Raw genomic sequence first — 16,648 nt, 5'->3', positions numbered from 1 at the left:
GTGGCGAGCAAAACGGTGTCGATCCGGCGAGTCCGATCACTCGACAGCGGGGGCTGGCAGTGCGTCGAGATCGACGTCGGGTTCGAGGAGCTTCTCCTTTTGGTCGGCGACAGGCCGCTCTTCACGGATGATCTGTTTGAACGCCTGTTGCTGGGAGAGGTCGCCGATCAGGACGCCGCCGATGAGTTGGCCGTCCTTGAACGTGAGCCGCCGCCACTCGGTGTCTGAGTACTTCCGTTCGGCCTCGTCGTCGCCGATCGTCGGGTGACCAAAGGACAGAAACGGGAACTCAAAGTGTGTAATCGAGTACGAAGAGACGTACCGGAACGTCTCGACTGGCTCGTCGGCGACCATGTTCTCGGCGGCGACGACGCCCTGTTCTTTGGCACTCCCCCACGAGCCGTTCTGGGCGCGTTCGTCGAGAATGACGTCGTAATACCGCGTCAGGTCGCCAGCCGCGTAGATATCTTCTACGCCTGTCCGCATGTGTTCGTCGACGACGATGCCGTCATCGAGTTCAACCGCCGTGTCTTCGAGAAATGCCGTGTTGAAATCCAGGCCGATCGCGACGGCGGCGAATTCTCCCGCGTGAAATTCGCCGTTTGCGTCCACAGCTCCCGTGACATGACCGTCGTCGTCGACTTCGAACCGTTCGACGCCGCTATCGAAGACGGGCGTGACGCCTTTGTGCCTGAGCGCCTCGTGGATGATCTCCGCGCCGTCGAGGCTCAGCGCGTAGCGCCACCACCGGTTGCCACGCATGAGGTAGTCGGCCTCGACGTTCTGTGCGCCACAGATCGCAGCGAGGTCGATGCCGAGCAGCCCGGCCCCGACGATCACACCCGTTTCAGCCTCGGCAGCGTGGTCACGGATCGCCCGTGCGTCCTTGAACGTCCAGAAGTAGTGGACTCCCTCGGCGTCACTGTTTTCGACCGGGAGCCTCGTCGGCGTGCCGCCGGTGGCCACGAGAAGTTTGTCGTACTCGTAGGTGGCTCCGTCCTGGGCCTCGACGACGTTCGCGTCGGTATCGACGGACGTGACGCGGGTATTGAGTTCGAGGTCGATGTCCCGTTCCTCGTACCACTCCTCCTCGTGGATCGAGACGGGTTCTTCGGGGAGGGTTCCTTTGGCGAACTCCTTGATGAGAATGCGGTTGTACAGGGGTTCGCCCTCGTCGGTGATGATCGTGACGTCGGCGTCGGGATCCGCTTCACGGATCGTTTCCGCGGCGGAACTCCCGGCGATGCCGTCGCCGAGGATCACGTGCGACGTGGTCATGCTCCCGGTGTTCGTACCGGGGCCTAATGTGGATTGCTATCGTCACAATCTATCGGCTGGAACTGTTCGAGGCGAGAGACCGAACACCCTGTGATGGGTCTCTCCCGTCTAGCCCAGTTCGACCGTTCCCGTTTCCACACGGGCATTCACTCAGGGCTAGACTGCCGTGCCCCCAACCTAGCGGTGAAATACTAGTTCAGTTTGACGAACAGGTAGCCGACGATGATCACGGCCACGACGACGTCGAACGTGAACGCCATCCGGTGAAGAGATGTGATGAGTATCTCGCCAGAGATGATGACAGCAAGCGACCACGCAGTCCATCTGCGTTCCCACACCTCCAGCCCGATCACCACCAGCAAGAGCCCGAGGAACGGAGTGAACTGAACCGCGGGGTTCGGATCCGATTGCCGTGTGCCGGCCATGAAACCGATGGCGGCCCAGCGCAACCCGTAAACGACGACCAAGCAACTGACGAGAGTCACGCCGAGAGGGACAACGAGCGCCCTGTGCGTCGTTGCCGTCGTCCCGGAATTGATGTGAATGGAGGGTATAGGCCCCGGTACGATGAAACTCAAACAAGGCGTCAAACACTGGGCAGCCAAGCAAAGTCTGACTGCCCCGGTCGTCGGTGAGATGGTGGCCGACAAACTGGTCGATATCCACACCGACTTCTTCCTGGACTGGGCCGATGAACAACGCCAGGAAGAGCGGCGCGAGCGCTTAGCGGCCATGTTCGACGCGACCATGGACACCTATGTCGCGGCACTCCAGGAAGGCTATCCCGAGGCCCAAGCCCGCGAGATCACTCACGCGCAGGCAAACTTCGACTTCTATAACCACGGCTGGACCGAGATGATGGAGTTCCCCGTCGAGGAAGTCGAGGCCCACTACGACCGCTACGCCGACTTCTTCGAATCCCACGGCATCACGATCGACGACCCCCTCGGCGAGTTCGCACCCGAGGGCGGACTCCCGGACGCACCCTCGACGCCGGAGAAACTCGACGATCCCGACCACCCGCACGCGATCGGCGGGTTCGCCGACGACGTCTACGTCGAGACGGATGACGGCGAGGTCGTGATCGGCGGCGGCCAAGAACCCGAGGAAGTCGATGTCGAGGCAGCCCCCGGCGTTGATCCGGACGCCGTCGACGACGCTGAGGTAGAGGGCTGAGAGCCGGCCTGTCGAATGTGTCTGGAGTACGCAGCTGCGTTGTGCTACTGGTTTTGGATGAGTCGCTCGGCGGCTGTCTCACCGGCGACGAACGCGCCGTTGAGCGAGCGTTCGGGGTACTGTGCCCGCGAGGCCATGCCGGCGTAATAGACGCCGTCTGCCACCTCCCCGCTCAGGTCATAGGGGATCACCTTCTCGAGATAGCCCCGCTCGTAGATGGGCGCGGTCTTCGGGCTTCGCGAGGTTTCGATCCAGTTGACGGATGCCCGGTCGAAGTCGGGAAATAGATCCTCGATGCCGGCGAGCCACGTTTCCTCGACGCGTTCGTCGTCCATTTGCCAGAGTTCGTCCTCGAAATCCTGGATGTATTTGACGGCGTACAGCAGGTGCTCGCCACCGTATTGCTCCGGCGAGACGAAGTTCGTGTGTTCGATGAGTGCGCCGAAGGGGGCGTCGTCGGCAATGTTGAGCCAGTAGGTGTCTGTCAGCGTTTCCGCCATGCTGATGACCGAACAGACGGTGCCCTGGAAGTCGATGTCACATGCATAGCCCGTGATCGACTCCAGTACGTCGGGCATCGTGGCGATGACGACGCCGTCGACTGTGTAAGGAACGGCTCCCAGGTCTGTTTCGGCGGTCACCGACTGAACGGCCCCGTCCTCGATACCGATATCGGTCACACGCTCCCCGGTAAAGATGTCCATCATGCCGACGGAATCGACAAGCGCGTCGATCAGGCTGCCGAATCCGCCAAGTGGGTAGCCCAGCAGTTCCCCCCGCAACGGATCCCGTTCGCCGCGGAACTTCACGCGGCCGAGGAGCCACGCGGCGCTGACGTCTTCCCAGCGCTCGCCGAACTTCGCCTCGAGCAACGGCTTGAAAAACCGCTCGAAACAGCCCCGAGACGTGTGATCGAGGATAAACTCCTTGACTGGAACGTCCTCGAAGTCTTCGAGTTGCTCGTAGGTGTCAAAGGAGGGGATCCCCCCGCGGATATCGACGTCCAACACGAGCAGGCCGAGGCGGAACTTGTCATACAGCGAGAGGTGCGGATAGGCGAGAATCTCCCAGGGTTTGTCCATCGGATGGACCACACCGTCGACGTAGTAGGCGTCGCTGCCGTAGCCCCACACCAGGTCAGATCCGAGTCCCAGTTCCTCGAACCGCTCGACGATCGTCTCTTCGGACTTCGAGAGGTGATGATAGTACCGCTCGATCGGGTCCCCCTTCGTTTCGTAGGTCGCCGCCAGTCCGCCGAGGTCGTCACTCGCTTCGAGCACCATGACGTCGTATCCCGCCTTCTGGAGACGACGTGCTGCTGCCAGTCCTGCGACCCCGCCGCCGACGACGCCGATCATGGACTGGAATTGGCCGGTACGGTGAATATGCTTTTTGCTGTGGTCCCCGGGCGATTCCCGACAGCAACGGATATTCCGGGCTGAATTACTCGTCGGGTGCGCGCTGGAACTCCAGAACGGCGATCGCGCCCCGTGGCTCGTTGTCCTCGAACCAGACGTCGCCGCCGAAGAGGTCGAGAATCAGCGCCACGAAATACAATCCGAACCCGTGTGCCGTCTCACTGACCGAGACGTTCCGCTCGAACAGTGACTCTTTCAGGTGATCGGAGACGCCGGGGCCGTTATCGGCAATGTGCACCTGGATCCAGTCCCCGACGTGTTTCACGTCGATCTCGATGCGCGTCCGGTCGGCATCGTTGTGCTCGACGGCGTTCTGTAAGATGATCTCGAAGACGTCTTCGAGCAGTCCATTCGCCAGGACGACCGGGTTTCCGTCGTGGTGTAGTTCAATGTACGTGTCTTTATGTCGCCGTTCGATCTCCGCGATCTGCTCTTTGAGTGCCGGGCGCAGTTCGACTGGCCACAAACGGTTCCCCGGGTCGGTCGTCACGGTATCGGTGATCGAACGGATCCTGGCGGTCAGCGTCGAGAGTTCTCCCGTTCGATCCCGGATCCGTGAAAGATATTGTTGGCTGTCCGGATCGGTGTCGATGTGTGCATCGAGTAAGCTGACGTTACTCTCGATGACCTGCATCCCGTTGCGGATGTTGTGTCGGAGGACGCCGTTGAGGAATTCGAGTTGTTCGGTGTGCTGTCGGACGACCCGGCGACTCTCCCGGAGATCCTGTTCGTGGGCCACGCGGTCGAGTGCCGTTTCCGTCCCGTCGGCAAGTATCCTGGCGAACTGTCGATCCCCGACTGTATATCCCGTTTCGGCGGAGCCGATACAGAACAGCCCGTGATCGCCCAGTGATAGCACCAGTAGTTCGTCGAGGTCGACCGCAGTCAGCGGTTCCCACTCCCAGTCCGCGGAGACGACACCGTCCGCATCCGATTGCTGATATCGGGCCCAGAGCGTTCCGTCGTTGGCGGTCAGATTCGGCGGCTGACCGTCGCTCGCTGCGTCGATCGATTCCGAAACTGCTGCCGGACGGAGCTGTGCGCCGTCGTCGGTGGCGACGAAGACGACGGCGATCTCCTGATCGAGGATCCGATCGACGAACGAGACGGCGACCTCGGCGATTTCGTCGTCGATACGTGCGTCGATGAGTGCCTCGGTCGCCGCCTGAAGGGCTTCGATCCGGTCGAGGCGCCGCTGCTGGGCCGTCACGTTTCGGAAGACGATCAGCCGGCCACGGTACTGGCTATGCTGGTCGGTAATCTCGGTCGTCTGAGGGTTGTACAATGCCGTTGAGTCCGACTGGGCTGGTGCGGTGGCCGAAATCAGCCGATCAGTGCCCTGACGCTCGGTGAACTCGGGAACGACCGCCGAAATGTCCCGTCCGGTCAGTTCGTTCGCTTCGAACGCAGCCTCGGCTGCCGTGTTGTGATCGACCACGACATCGCTCTCATCGAGAACGATCACCGGGTCGGGCAACTCGTCGACGACCAGATCGCTGGCCAGCGGCGCAATCGAGAGCAGATCGTACTCGAACAGCGCCCAGCCGACAATCCCACCAGTGATAACGAAGGCCAGCGGCGTCGGGTTCAAGCCGGGATGCGGACTAAAGCCCATCACGAACAACGCGTTGGCGGTTAGCGGGACGACACTCCCGATGATGATCGCGACAGTCTGCTGGCGATAGACGTTCCGGGATTCGATCAGAAAGCGCACAAGCTGGAGGTATCCGCCGACCAACAGCAGATACGAAAACGCCGTATAGGCCTCCGTGGCGATGTCGGTGGCGGGAACTGGCGCCGTAATTCCGGCGACGGTCTGGAACTGTACCGCCGTGTCAGCGAGGCTGTGGACCGGTGCCGTCACCAGCAACAGGACATAGGCCAGCGGGCCGACCCACAGCAACGCGTAGATCGACGGTCGCTGATACTGCTCGAACCGCGTGTAGACGATCGCAAACACGACCCATAGCGGAGCCACTTGCGAACCAGCGACGTTCCCGGCCGTCAGCAGTATCGACGCGGTCGTTGTCGAGTCCGCTATCAACCCACCCGCATAACAGAACGACAGGACGCTGACGGCGGCGGCAAGTGCGGCAAAGGGACCGGCCGCGTCAACTGCACGCCGTTGCCACGCGAAGACGGCCAACCAGGCGGAGATGACACCACCACCAGCACTACCAGCAGCAACCAGGACGGGGACTGAGAGTTGCACCATCGACGCTACTATGTCCCCGATTCGGGGGACGGTGGCTTATGTTTAGGGGTCATCGCCGCGGTTGGGTTCGCTACCTTTTTGACCGCAGTCCGGAAATGACGGGTATGCGCACGGCGCGAGCCCCGGCGACGAGCGCGAATCTCGGGAGCGGGTTCGACGTTTTTGGGATCGCGCTTTCCCGCCCGGCTGATGTCGTTCGCGTCGAGCGAGCCGACCGGACGACCATCGAAGTGACTGGAGCCGGGAGTCAATTCATTCCGGAGGATCCCGAGAAAAACACCGTGGGAGCCGTCGCCGACGCACTCGATGCGCCCGCCCACATCGAGATCGACAAGGGCATTCGACCGGCATCGGGCCTGGGCTCTTCGGCCGCCAGCGCCGCGGCGGCGGCCGTCGCACTCAACGATCTCTACGAGCGGGGGAAATCCCGGAAGGAACTCGTCCCGATCGCCGCAAAGGGCGAAGCCGTCGTCTCCGGCGATGCCCACGACGACAACGTTGCTCCGGCGATTCTCGGCGGGTTCACGATCGCCACACCCGGCGGCGTTACACAGGTCGATACCGATATCTCCATCGTCGTGACACTCCCGGAAATCGTCGTCTCGACACGGGACGCACGGAAGGTAGTGCCGACGGAGACGACTGTCGAGCAACTGGTCGAGACGGTCGGCAACGCGGCGACGCTCACCGCCGGGATGTACCGCGACGACCCGGCGCTCGTCGGGCAGGGGATGGAGGACAGCGTCGTCACGCCGGCACGGGCAAAGCTCATCGACGGCTACGATGCCGTCCGGGATGCAGCGCTTGCAGCCGGTGCGACCGGCGTCACGATCAGCGGGGCCGGCCCGGCCGTCCTCGCAGTCACGCGAGCCCACGACCAGCGGGCTGTTGCCAACGCGATGCTCGATACGTTCGACGATCGCGGTATCGACGCCCGTGCCTATCAGACCAGCATCGGCGACGGGGCGCGATTGTACTGAACACGTCGATGAAAGCCGGCTGTGCTGCTGTTATCTGACATCCTCGCTCCCACTTGCTGATTCCTGGACCTGGAAGCCGTTGGTTTCGGCGCGGCCGCTGAGTTCGCGCTGTGGGAACGGGATCTTGATCCCCTCGCGTTCGAAGGCGGTCTTTACCGCTGTGACGACCCGTTCGACCGCGTTCCACTTCCGGGGCGGCGTCGGGTGATCGATCCAGAAGCGCATCTCCAGGATGACGGCTGAATCGCCGAAGGACTTCGGGACGATCTGTGGCGGCGGGCCGTCCGCGATGACGTCGATCTCCTTGATCGTCTCCAGGGCAACGGCCTTTGCGTGTTCGGGGTCGCTGTCGTAGTCGATGCCGACGTCGACGCGGAGCCGGAGCGAGCCACGGCGACTCCGGTTGACGATCGCCTGTTCGTTGACGCGGTCGTTCGGGAGATAAACGACTTCGCCGTCGAAGTTCTCCAGGCGCGTGTTCATGATCGTGATGTCGGTGACGACCCCTTCCTCCTCGCCGATCTCGATCCAGTCGCCGATCTCGAACGGGCGCGAGAACATCAACACGAAGCCGGCGATCAGCGCGCCGAGCGTCTGGCGGGCGGCGAGACCGACGACGATGCCGAGAAAGCCCGCCCCGACCAGCAGTCCCTGTAAGTTGACCTCCCAGACGGTGAGAACGACAAGGCCGGCTGTCAGGAGGATCCCAATCTGTCCCAGCCGGATCACGATCTCCTGCTGGTGATCGGTCAGCCAGGTGGCCTCCTTGCCGATCCGGACGACCATCTGTTTGTACTGGTCCGCCCCGACGTACGCCAGAAGAGCAACCACCAGCGTTAGGCTCCCACGACCGAGAACCGGCAACGACCCGCCGAGATATCGCAGGACCAACTCCGCGGTATCAACGAGCCCCCAGATAACCAGCAAAGCAAGCCCTGCTGCCGCCAGGACCAGACCCTGAACGAGGCGGACAAAGGCCTCGGCGACCGTCCGTGGAACGTACTCACCGACGAGTCGGATCCAATCGGCGAGTCGACTTGTCCCGAGACGGGTCGACATGAGCCGATACGCTCGATCGAGGCCGACCGGCAGGATGAACGCGGCGACGATGATGGCAAGCATCCCGACGGCAACGGTCGCCGCGATGCGCGCCTGTGTCGATGCCAGGCTCTCCAGAAACTGTTGAAATTCCGAGACCAGAGAGGCGAGAGAGGCCATATCCGCCAAAGCGGGGTGCGCGAACTTGGATGTTTCTGTGACGGTGATGGCTGTTGGTCACAGTGAAAAAACAATGTCTTGCCGAATGACGACACGAGGGTAGTAAAAACGTCTCAGACGCCCCGTCCCTGCAACTGCTCGTCCTCGGGTAGATCGACGTTGGCGTCACCCTTCATGCCGGAGCCTGTTCCGGCGGCGATCTCGGCCAGCCGTTCGGGGTCGTCGTGGTTGTTGACGGCTTCGACGATCGCCCGACCCATCGCTTCCGGGTCCTCCGCGCCGAAGATGCCCGAGCCGACGAAGATGCCGTCACACTCGTGGTGCATCATCAGGGCTGCGTCGGCGGGCGTCGCGATCCCGCCGGCGGCGAAGTTGACGACCGGGAGACGACCCATCTCGGCGGTCTCGTGGACGAGTTCGGCTGGGGCTTCGTGTTCTCGTGCCCATGCCTCGCGTTCCTCGTGGCTCATGCCGTCGAGTTGCCGGATCGCACCCTTGATCGTCCGCTGGTGGTGGACGGCCTGGTTGACGTCGCCCGTGCCGGCCTCACCTTTGGTCCGGATCATCGCCGCGCCCTCGTCGATCCGGCGCAGGGCTTCGCCGAGATTCCGTGCCCCGCAGACGAACGGGGTCGTGAAGTCGCGCTTGTCGATGTGATAGGCGTCGTCGGCGGGCGTCAGGACCTCGCTCTCGTCGACCATGTCCACGCCGATGGCTTCGAGGATCTGGGCCTCCTTGGTGTGGCCGATCCGAGACTTGCCCATCACCGGGATCGAAACCTCGTCGATGATCTCCTGGATGTCCGCCGGGTCGGCCATCCGGGCGACGCCGCCGCGCTTGCGGATGTCAGCCGGGACGGCCTCTAGGGCCATGACGGCGACAGCACCGGCGTCCTCGGCGATCCGGGCCTGTTCCGGGCTGACGACGTCCATGATGACGCCGCCTTTCTGCATCTTCGCGAAGCCACGCTTGACGAGATCAGTACCCCGACGTAGATCTTCGAGATCGGTTTCCGTCATTACCGAAAGGTTGGTCGTGGATTCACTTAACGAGTCGCTTTCGGTCGAGGAAGCGGGCATCGAGACTCACTCTTGACGGAGGTTTAAATCACAGAGGGAGACCACTTCCGCCGTGTTCGACCTCGGCGTCAGACTCGCGTTCGCCCCGGAAGCCACTGCCCTCGCTATCGTGGCCATCGCCGGCGGGATCTGCCTGGGAACGATCAGCGGGCTGACGCCGGGACTGCACGCGAACAACTTCGCGTTGCTCCTCGCAGCCGTCGCGCCGAGCGTACCAGCCCCGCCGCGGCTGGTCGGGGCAGCCATGCTCGCCGCCGGCGTCGTGCATACATTTCTGGATTTCGTGCCCGCACTGGCGCTCGGCGTCCCCGATCCCGCGATGGCCGCGAGCGCGCTGCCGAGCCATCGCCTCGTCCTCGGCGGGCGTGGTCGCGAGGCGCTTCGACTTTCGGCGCTGGGGAGCGGGCTCGCTGTCGTCTTCGCGCTCCCACTCGCGGTCCCGGTGACGCTCGTCATGCTGGAAGTCTATCCCATGCTTGCCGCCCGGCTGCCGGTCGTGTTGACGGCCATCGCAGCCGCAGTCATCGCGACGGAGCCGACCAATCACGCCCGAAAGGCCGCCCTGTTGTCGTTTCTCGTCAGTGCCGCCCTTGGCGTCGTCACCCTCGACGTGCCCGCCGACGGCGTCCTTCCGGTCGGAAGCATGCTCGCGCCGCTGTTCGGCGGGTTGTTCGGCGCGCCGGTGTTGATCGACGCCATGCGTGGCGCCGGCGTCCCGAGCCAGGACGGCCCCACCGTCCGAACTACACGAAAGTCAGTCGGCGGACTCGCGCTGCTGGGCACCGTCTCGGGGGCGATCGTTGGCTACCTGCCGGGCGTCTCCAGCGCCATCGCGGCGACGCTGGCGCTCGTCAGCGCGCCGTCGAAGTACGGCAGCCGCGGGTTCGTCGTGACCACCAGCGGTGTCAATACGTCGAATACACTCTTTGCACTCTGTGCACTCATCGCCTTCGGCAATCCACGAACCGGCGTGCTCGTCGCGCTCGACCGCTCGGGCGCGCCGCTCGCGTGGCCGCTGCTCGTCGCTTCGGTTCTCATCGCGGCGGCCGTCGGTTTCGTCCTCGTCGTGGTGGTCGGCGACTGGTATCTCCGGGCAGTCAGACGGCTCGATCACGTCCGGCTGTCGGTCGGCGTGCTTGCCGTACTGGCGTTGCTCTCGGGGTTGTTCGCCGGGCCGATCGGGGTTGTCGTCTTCGCCGTCAGCACGCTGGTCGGCCTGATCCCTGCCAGATTGGGTGCCCGACGTGTCTCGCTGATGGGCGTGTTGATCGGCCCGTTGATCTTGGGCGTGTGAGTGAGAATGAGGCGACGTATGTCTGGATCGTTCAAACAGCGAGTGATACTCAGACAGAATGATTTAGTATGCTATAATCCGATATCGTTTGGTACCGATTCCGTCTCCACGAAAATTCACGTTGATACAGTACCAATTACACCGGAAAACCCAGAAAGAAACGATCGAAAGTATACCTAACCCATGCACGACAATCCACTGTATTCACAAAAGATACGAGGACTGTTATTTGGGATTTTGATATTCATATGTCTGATTATGTTTTTCGGTCCAGAGATGCTTGCAACGAAGGTCATTGCCGTCTTATCACTGATTGCTGGCACCCTCGCGTATTTGGACATATTTGTTTCAAAAAGGAACGTGCTTTTCGTTATCCCACTCATTTTCTCTGTATGGGTGTATGACAGCGTCTACCGCATGGGTATACGGACATCTCTGCCATCCGTGATTCTCACGATTATGTCTTTTGTGGCTGTTATTGTTTTGCGAGAGAGGATACAGTCTCAAACATGAAATGTCTATTTTAAAGTGGTTTGTTCATGAGTTCTCAGTGATAGCGGACAGTCACAGCAGGGAAATGTGACATACGAAGGGCATCCAACGAAGCATGACTACACTCAATGCGTTCGTCTTGAACAATTGGGCCGTTAACGTGGCAGCGAAGGCCACAGACAGCGTTACTTCTCACAGATACGACTGCCGCCGGAAGTAAAACACCATCAGTGCCGCGACGCCGGCCATGCCGAGCATGACCGCCGGATAGCCGAACTCCCAGGTCAACTCGGGCATGTTGTACGGCCCGCCGGAGAAGTTCATGCCGTAGACGCCGGCGACGAACGTGAGCGGGATGAAGATCGTCGCGACGACGGTCAGGACCTTCATCACCTCGTTGGTCGACTGGGAGAGGGCGTTGAGATAGATATCCCGCGTCCCGACCACCAGATCACGGTACGTCTCCAGCAGGTCGACGAGCTGGACCAGGTGATCGTAGACGTCGCGGTAGTACTTCTGGGTGTCTGCATGGATCGTGGTGACGTCACCGCGGGCGAGCACCGCAAGCGTCTCCCGGACGGGCCAGACGACTTTCCGGAAGGAAAGCAGTTCCCGGCGGACGCTGTTGATCTCCCCGAGCAGGTCGGCGTCGGGCGACTCGACGACCTCGTCCTCGATGGCCTCGATCTGGCCCTCTAGATGTTCGAGGATCTCGAAGTAGCTGTCGACGAGCACGTCCAGAACTCGATAGGCGGTGAAATCCGGCCCCCGTTCGAGCAGCCGTTCGTCCCCACGACGGACGCTCTCCTGAACACGAGCGACCGGGTCGGCACTGCCGGTGGCGACGGTGACCAGCCAGTCATCGCCGATGAAGAGGCCAACCGGCTCGTCGTCGATCTCCTCCTCGAAGGTGGTCTCGCCCCGAGTCAGGCGGGCGGTCTTGACCAGGGCGAAGGTGTAGGCGCTGAACTCCTCGGATTTCGCCCGGACGTTGTTCCGCACGTCCTCGATGGCCAGCGCGTGGAGGTCGAACGCGTCGGCGACGGCATCGATCTCCGCGTCGCTCGCATCCTCGACGTGGACCCACGTTGTTCCGTCTGCCGCGCGTGCGGCGGCGATATCCTCGACGGACTCGACGCCGGTCCCGTCGTAGACGAGCGCGTCGATCACGCCGATCCCTCCATCGCACTCGCCCGACCGATCGCAACGAACGTGAGCCCGATCATGATCGCGGCAAGCGAGATTGATCGCCCCGGATAGGCAGTCACGACGCCCGCGAGGTAGCCACTGAAGCCGAGAAGCGAAAGCACCCCTCCGGCCATCAGCATTCGCATATCCGTTCCTCGTGAGCCTGTGAAAAAAGCGTTGGCGTGAGAACTCCGACCGAACGGGGAAAGCCGCTATCTCAGGGCAGCCGATAGGTCGGGCCGTCGTCGCTGTCCTGGACCTCGACACCGAGTGCGGCGAGTTCGTCGCGTAACTCGTCGGCGCGCTCGTAGTTGCCGGCGTCGCGCTCCTGGGCACGAACGTCGAGGACGAGTTCGACCAGATCCTCGGCCAGGCGGATGTCGCCGGTGTCGCCCCCGCCGTCACCCAGCGGGAGACCGAGGACGCCGACCGCAAACTCGTCGTACACGTCGATCGCGCGTCGAAGGCCACGGTAGTCGTGGGTCTCGAACTCGTCGACATGGCGGTTGACCGCGCTCGTGAACTCGACCAGCGCTGCCAGTGCTTCGCGGGTATTGAAGTCGTCGTTCATCGCACGCGGGATCGCCTCGCGGACTGTTTCGACCGCGTCCCGGAGCGCGTCGTCGGTCGTCTTGGCGGTCGCGTCGACGCTGTCGGCCGCCTCGACGGCGCGTTCGTAACCGCGTTCGAGCGTCTCGAACCGCTTTGTGGCCTCCGAGAGCGTCTCCTCGGTGTAGGCCGCGCGGCTGTGATAGGCCGTCGACAGCAGGAAGGTCCGGACGACACCGAGGCCGTATTCGGCGATGGCGTCCTCGACAGTCGCGAAGTTCCCGAGCGAGGAAGACATCTTCTCCTCGCCGGTTTCGAGCAACCCGACGTGGAGCCAGTAGTTGGCGAACCGATCGCCGGTCGCCGCCTCACTCTGGGCGACCTCGTTCTCGTGATGGGGAAAGACCAGATCCTGGCCGCCGACGTGGATGTCGATGGTTTCTCCGAGATGGGTCATACTCATCGCCGAGCACTCGATATGCCAACCCGGCCGGCCCTCGCCCCAGGGCGAATCCCACGTCTGCGCTGTCTGACAGGCGTCCTCGGCGGGTGCAGCGTCAGCATGGCGGTGCGCTCCGATGTCGGCGGGGTCGACGCCGCCGGCCTTCCAGAGCGCGAAGTCCTGCGGATGGCGCTTCTCGCCCCGCTCGTCGGGATCGCCCTGGGCGTCGAGTTCCTCGACCGTCTGGTTCGAGAGTTCGCCGTAGTCCTCGAACGCGGTGACGTCGAAGTACACCGAGCCGTTCGCCTCGTATGCGTAGCCTCGGTCGATCAACGTCTCGACGAGGTCGATGATCTCGGGGACGTGTTCGGAGACGCGCGGGTACACCTCGGCCCGTTTGAGGTTCAGCGACCGCATGTCCCGGATCACGTCCTGAATATACGTCCGGGCGACGTCGGCTTCGCTCCCGCCAACCTCGCCGACGCGGGCGACGATCTTCTCGTTGACGTCGGTGAAGTTTTCGACGTGGTGGACATCGTAGCCGAGCCACGACAGCCAGCGGTGCATCACGTCGACGTGCACCCAGCCGCGGGCGTGGCCGAGATGCGGCGGATCGGACGTCGTGAGACCACAGTAATACAAGGTGACTGCGTCCGGATCCTGTGGCTCGAAGGCCTCACGTTCGCCCGAGAGCGTGTTCGTCACGCGTAGGGTCATCGTGGGACGGTCGACGGGGCGAGCGCTTCAATCCGTCGAAGCCGGCCCGACACGCCGATCACGTCTCTCAGATCATCGCTTCGACGAACCGGACCACGTCCGGCCCGTCACGGCGATCGACGACGAGGACGAGATACCCGTCGGCGACGGCGGCAGCCTCGACGGCGACGTCCTCGGCCTCGAGTCGGGCGAGCACACGGGCCAGCGATCGTGCGTCGATGGTGCCGGTGGCCGCCACGGCGGTTAAGGACCCGGCGTTCTCTGCATACGTCGTCTCGCCGACTGTGAGTAACCCGCCGTCGCCGTCGTCGCCGTGCTCTACAGCGCCCAGCCCGCTGTGCATCGTGACCCGTGGGGACCCATCCGGGATATCACGTTCGGGGAGTTCCGCGGCGTATCGCCGAAGCGCAGCGGCAACCGCTTCCTCGTCACCGACGTCGAGCAGCCGCGCGGCGGCGGAGTAGTTGATCACGCCTGCACGCAGGCCTTCGTGGACGAACGGGTGGGCGCGGGCGGCTTCGCGGGCTCTCGCTGCCAGCGTCATGTGTTCGTCTCCGGCGGACACCACCATAACTGTACTGCGAGGCCGTGACACTCACTCGACGAAAAGGACGTACAGTGCGACGATCACGCCGGCCAGAACCACGAGCGCACCGAGACCGACGACGAACGCCTGGAGGGCAAATGCGATCCCGGCAGTGACGACGAGGGCACCGATAGCGAGGGCAGCGACCGGCACGACCGGCCCGTCGGCAACGAGCCCCTCGGTCTGGTCCGCGGCGACAGGCTGGGGTTCGGCAAGCGATTCGTCGACTCGAACGGAGCCTTCCTCCTCGTCGGGTTCGGTTACGATCACGTCGACGTAGCGGGTTTGTGCGCCGTACCCGCTGACGACCTTGAGCTTGCCGTGGACGGTCGCTCCATCACGAACCGTGATCGTAACCCGTCGCTCGCTCTCGCCGTCGACGTAGTGATTAGTCGCCTCCAGGCTCGCGACGGTCGAGAGGTCGTCGTCGAGGTGGAGATGGACGTGCAGTGGCTGACCGTGATTGACGAGTCGAACGTCGAACGTGCCGGTGGTTTCGAAGGACGTGGGCACCGCTATCTCGTGGAGTTCCTCGCGGTTGACGTGGACGGGGAGCGGGTCTACCACACGTGTTTCTCCGACGGGACCGGTAAAAAAGCTCTAGGCCGGTGCGTCCTCGCGCATGTCCGGCGGGAGCAGGTTGGGAATGCCGTCCTCGATCGGGTACGTCTCGCCGCACTCGGTACACGTCAGCGTCCCGGCGACGATTTCCCCGTCCTCGCGTTCCTCGACGTCGAGTTCGAGATCGTGTTTGTCGAGCGGACAGCAGATGATGTCCATCAGATCGTCTTGCATACCTAGGTCTACGCCCGCCTCGGCAAAAACGTGCCGCTCGATGGGTCCCGGTGGGGAGCGTGAGAGAGGCCCCCACCGAAACGCCATTACGTGGTCCAGCCGACCCTCGGGACGAACATGGCAACCTACGACGTCGCCGTCGTCGGGACCGGTGCCGAGCCCGAGAACCCGACGGTCGACAGCTGGTCGATGGCATATCGGCACGCGGAGGCCTACGAGCGAAACGACGACACCCGCCTCGTTGCCGCCGCTGATCGACACCCCGATCGCGTCGACGCGTTCGCTGATCGGTTTGACATCCCGGAGGAGGGCCGCTTCGACGATGCAATCGAACTGTTCGACGCGGTCGAACCGGACGTGGTGAGCCTGACGGTCCCGCCCGAGGCCCACGCTGATCTCACGGTTGCGGCCGCCCGCGGCGGGGTCGACGCGATCCACTGTGAGAAGCCGATGGCAGCCACGTGGGCCGGCGCACAACGGATGGCACAGGCAGCCTGGCGAGCCGACGCCCAGTTGACGTTCCACCGAATGCGTCGCTTCGGCCGGCCGTTTCGGGCCGCGACGGAACTACTCGACGCGGGTGAGATCGGCGACCTCCAGCGGATCGAGATCGGGTGGGACGACTTCTATGACACCGGCGCACACAGCATCGACCTCGCGGGGATGTTCGCCGGCGAGCCCCAGGCGGAGTGGGTGCTGGCCCAGCTCGATTACCGCGAGGAAGACGTCCGATTCGGGATGCATCAGGAGAACCAGATGCTCGCCCAGTGGACGTACGACAACGGCGTCGATGGGCTCCTTTCGACCGGCGACCGATCCGACCTGGTCGGGGCTGCGTTCCATCTCGTCGGCAGCGACGGGGCGATCCGGATCGATACCGACGACGGGCCGATGCTCGAATGCCGGCGGGCCGGGTCGGGGACCTGGGAGACTGTCGACGTCGACGGCGAGACGCTCCATCACGCCGGGACGGGCAACTTCGAGTACGGCAATGCCTATCACCAGCGCGCGATCGACGACGTGATCGATGCGCTCGGAAGCGACCGCGAGTCCGAACTCCGGGCGCAAAACGGGTTGAACACCGCCGAGATCATCTTCGGTGGCTACGAGTCGGTCCGTCGTCGTGGGCGCGTCGACTTCCCGCTGGATATCGAGGACAACCCCTTCGAGGCGATGGTACAAGCGGGTGAGGTCGGTCCGGACGACGAGAGCTAGTTTCGG

The 16,648-nt window shown here is 63.3% G+C and carries 16 protein-coding genes; 4 read left to right on the top strand and 12 right to left on the bottom strand.

Going from position 1 to position 16,648, the window contains the following annotated elements; genetic code table 11:
- Nucleotides 1-36 precede the first annotated feature (36 nt).
- Both HBNXHr_RS07000 and HBNXHr_RS06995 read right to left on the bottom strand, forming a co-directional pair.
- The gene (locus HBNXHr_RS07000; protein WP_275883674.1) at nucleotides 37-1,278 is read right to left on the bottom strand and encodes an FAD-dependent oxidoreductase; all 1,242 of its coding nucleotides are present in this window, start codon (nucleotides 1,276-1,278) and stop codon (nucleotides 37-39) included.
- Between the two features lie 191 nt (nucleotides 1,279-1,469).
- The gene (locus HBNXHr_RS06995; protein WP_275883673.1) at nucleotides 1,470-1,856 is read right to left on the bottom strand and encodes a hypothetical protein; all 387 of its coding nucleotides are present in this window, start codon (nucleotides 1,854-1,856) and stop codon (nucleotides 1,470-1,472) included.
- Between HBNXHr_RS06995 and HBNXHr_RS06990 the strand changes: the two genes are divergently transcribed.
- Entirely contained in the window at nucleotides 1,846-2,454 is a 609-nt protein-coding gene (locus HBNXHr_RS06990) for a DUF6149 family protein (protein WP_275883672.1), read from the top strand. The genes HBNXHr_RS06995 and HBNXHr_RS06990 overlap by 11 nt on opposite strands.
- A 44-nt stretch (nucleotides 2,455-2,498) precedes the next feature.
- On the opposite strand, the gene HBNXHr_RS06985 is transcribed toward HBNXHr_RS06990, so the two are convergent.
- Both HBNXHr_RS06985 and HBNXHr_RS06980 read right to left on the bottom strand, forming a co-directional pair.
- Complete coding sequence (locus HBNXHr_RS06985; RefSeq protein ID WP_275883671.1) at nucleotides 2,499-3,812, bottom strand: NAD(P)/FAD-dependent oxidoreductase; 1,314 nt, start codon at nucleotides 3,810-3,812, stop codon at nucleotides 2,499-2,501.
- Nucleotides 3,813-3,897: 85 nt separating this feature from the next.
- Nucleotides 3,898-6,087 (bottom strand): histidine kinase N-terminal 7TM domain-containing protein, encoded by a 2,190-nt coding sequence (locus tag HBNXHr_RS06980; protein WP_275883670.1) that lies wholly within the window; start codon nucleotides 6,085-6,087, stop codon nucleotides 3,898-3,900.
- Nucleotides 6,088-6,191: 104 nt separating this feature from the next.
- On the opposite strand from HBNXHr_RS06980, the gene HBNXHr_RS06975 reads away from it, so the two are divergent.
- Nucleotides 6,192-7,067, top strand: a complete 876-nt coding sequence (locus HBNXHr_RS06975) for a homoserine kinase (protein WP_275883669.1) — start codon at nucleotides 6,192-6,194, stop codon at nucleotides 7,065-7,067.
- A gap of 30 nt (nucleotides 7,068-7,097) precedes the next feature.
- On the opposite strand, the gene HBNXHr_RS06970 is transcribed toward HBNXHr_RS06975, so the two are convergent.
- Nucleotides 7,098-8,285 (bottom strand): mechanosensitive ion channel family protein, encoded by a 1,188-nt coding sequence (locus HBNXHr_RS06970; protein WP_275883668.1) that lies wholly within the window; start codon nucleotides 8,283-8,285, stop codon nucleotides 7,098-7,100.
- 113 nt (nucleotides 8,286-8,398) lie between these two features.
- On the bottom strand, nucleotides 8,399-9,304 hold the full coding sequence (pdxS, locus tag HBNXHr_RS06965) for a pyridoxal 5'-phosphate synthase lyase subunit PdxS (RefSeq protein ID WP_275883667.1): 906 nt from the start codon (nucleotides 9,302-9,304) through the stop codon (nucleotides 8,399-8,401).
- A 112-nt stretch (nucleotides 9,305-9,416) separates the two neighbouring features.
- On the opposite strand from pdxS, the gene HBNXHr_RS06960 reads away from it, so the two are divergent.
- Nucleotides 9,417-10,658, top strand: coding sequence for a tripartite tricarboxylate transporter permease (locus HBNXHr_RS06960; protein WP_275883666.1), 1,242 nt, complete (start codon nucleotides 9,417-9,419; stop codon nucleotides 10,656-10,658).
- 684 nt (nucleotides 10,659-11,342) lie between these two features.
- Here the strand turns inward: HBNXHr_RS06960 and corA are convergent.
- The 6 genes from corA to HBNXHr_RS06930 all read right to left on the bottom strand — a co-directional run bounded on the left by corA (nucleotide 11,343) and on the right by HBNXHr_RS06930 (nucleotide 15,427).
- Nucleotides 11,343-12,320, bottom strand: coding sequence for a magnesium/cobalt transporter CorA (gene corA / locus HBNXHr_RS06955; protein WP_275883665.1), 978 nt, complete (start codon nucleotides 12,318-12,320; stop codon nucleotides 11,343-11,345).
- Nucleotides 12,317-12,484, bottom strand: a complete 168-nt coding sequence (locus HBNXHr_RS06950) for a hypothetical protein (RefSeq protein WP_275883664.1) — start codon at nucleotides 12,482-12,484, stop codon at nucleotides 12,317-12,319. Before HBNXHr_RS06950 ends, corA begins: the two co-directional genes overlap by 4 nt.
- A 71-nt stretch (nucleotides 12,485-12,555) precedes the next feature.
- Nucleotides 12,556-14,046, bottom strand: coding sequence for a cysteine--tRNA ligase (gene cysS, locus HBNXHr_RS06945; protein ID WP_275883663.1), 1,491 nt, complete (start codon nucleotides 14,044-14,046; stop codon nucleotides 12,556-12,558).
- Between the two features lie 67 nt (nucleotides 14,047-14,113).
- On the bottom strand, nucleotides 14,114-14,590 hold the full coding sequence (locus HBNXHr_RS06940; protein WP_275883662.1) for a hypothetical protein: 477 nt from the start codon (nucleotides 14,588-14,590) through the stop codon (nucleotides 14,114-14,116).
- A 51-nt stretch (nucleotides 14,591-14,641) separates the two neighbouring features.
- Nucleotides 14,642-15,199 (bottom strand): hypothetical protein, encoded by a 558-nt coding sequence (locus HBNXHr_RS06935; protein WP_275883661.1) that lies wholly within the window; start codon nucleotides 15,197-15,199, stop codon nucleotides 14,642-14,644.
- A gap of 33 nt (nucleotides 15,200-15,232) precedes the next feature.
- On the bottom strand, nucleotides 15,233-15,427 hold the full coding sequence (locus HBNXHr_RS06930) for a methytransferase partner Trm112 (RefSeq protein ID WP_275740735.1): 195 nt from the start codon (nucleotides 15,425-15,427) through the stop codon (nucleotides 15,233-15,235).
- 117 nt (nucleotides 15,428-15,544) lie between these two features.
- Between HBNXHr_RS06930 and HBNXHr_RS06925 the strand changes: the two genes are divergently transcribed.
- Complete coding sequence (locus HBNXHr_RS06925) at nucleotides 15,545-16,642, top strand: Gfo/Idh/MocA family oxidoreductase (protein ID WP_275883660.1); 1,098 nt, start codon at nucleotides 15,545-15,547, stop codon at nucleotides 16,640-16,642.
- Nucleotides 16,643-16,648 lie beyond the last annotated feature (6 nt).

It is taken from the genome of Halorhabdus sp. BNX81 (genome assembly GCF_029229925.1).
In the GTDB taxonomy this organism is placed as follows: Archaea; Halobacteriota; Halobacteria; order Halobacteriales; family Haloarculaceae; genus Halorhabdus.
The sequence above is the reverse complement of the archived record's forward strand: the minus strand, read 5'-3'. Positions and strand labels throughout refer to the sequence as shown.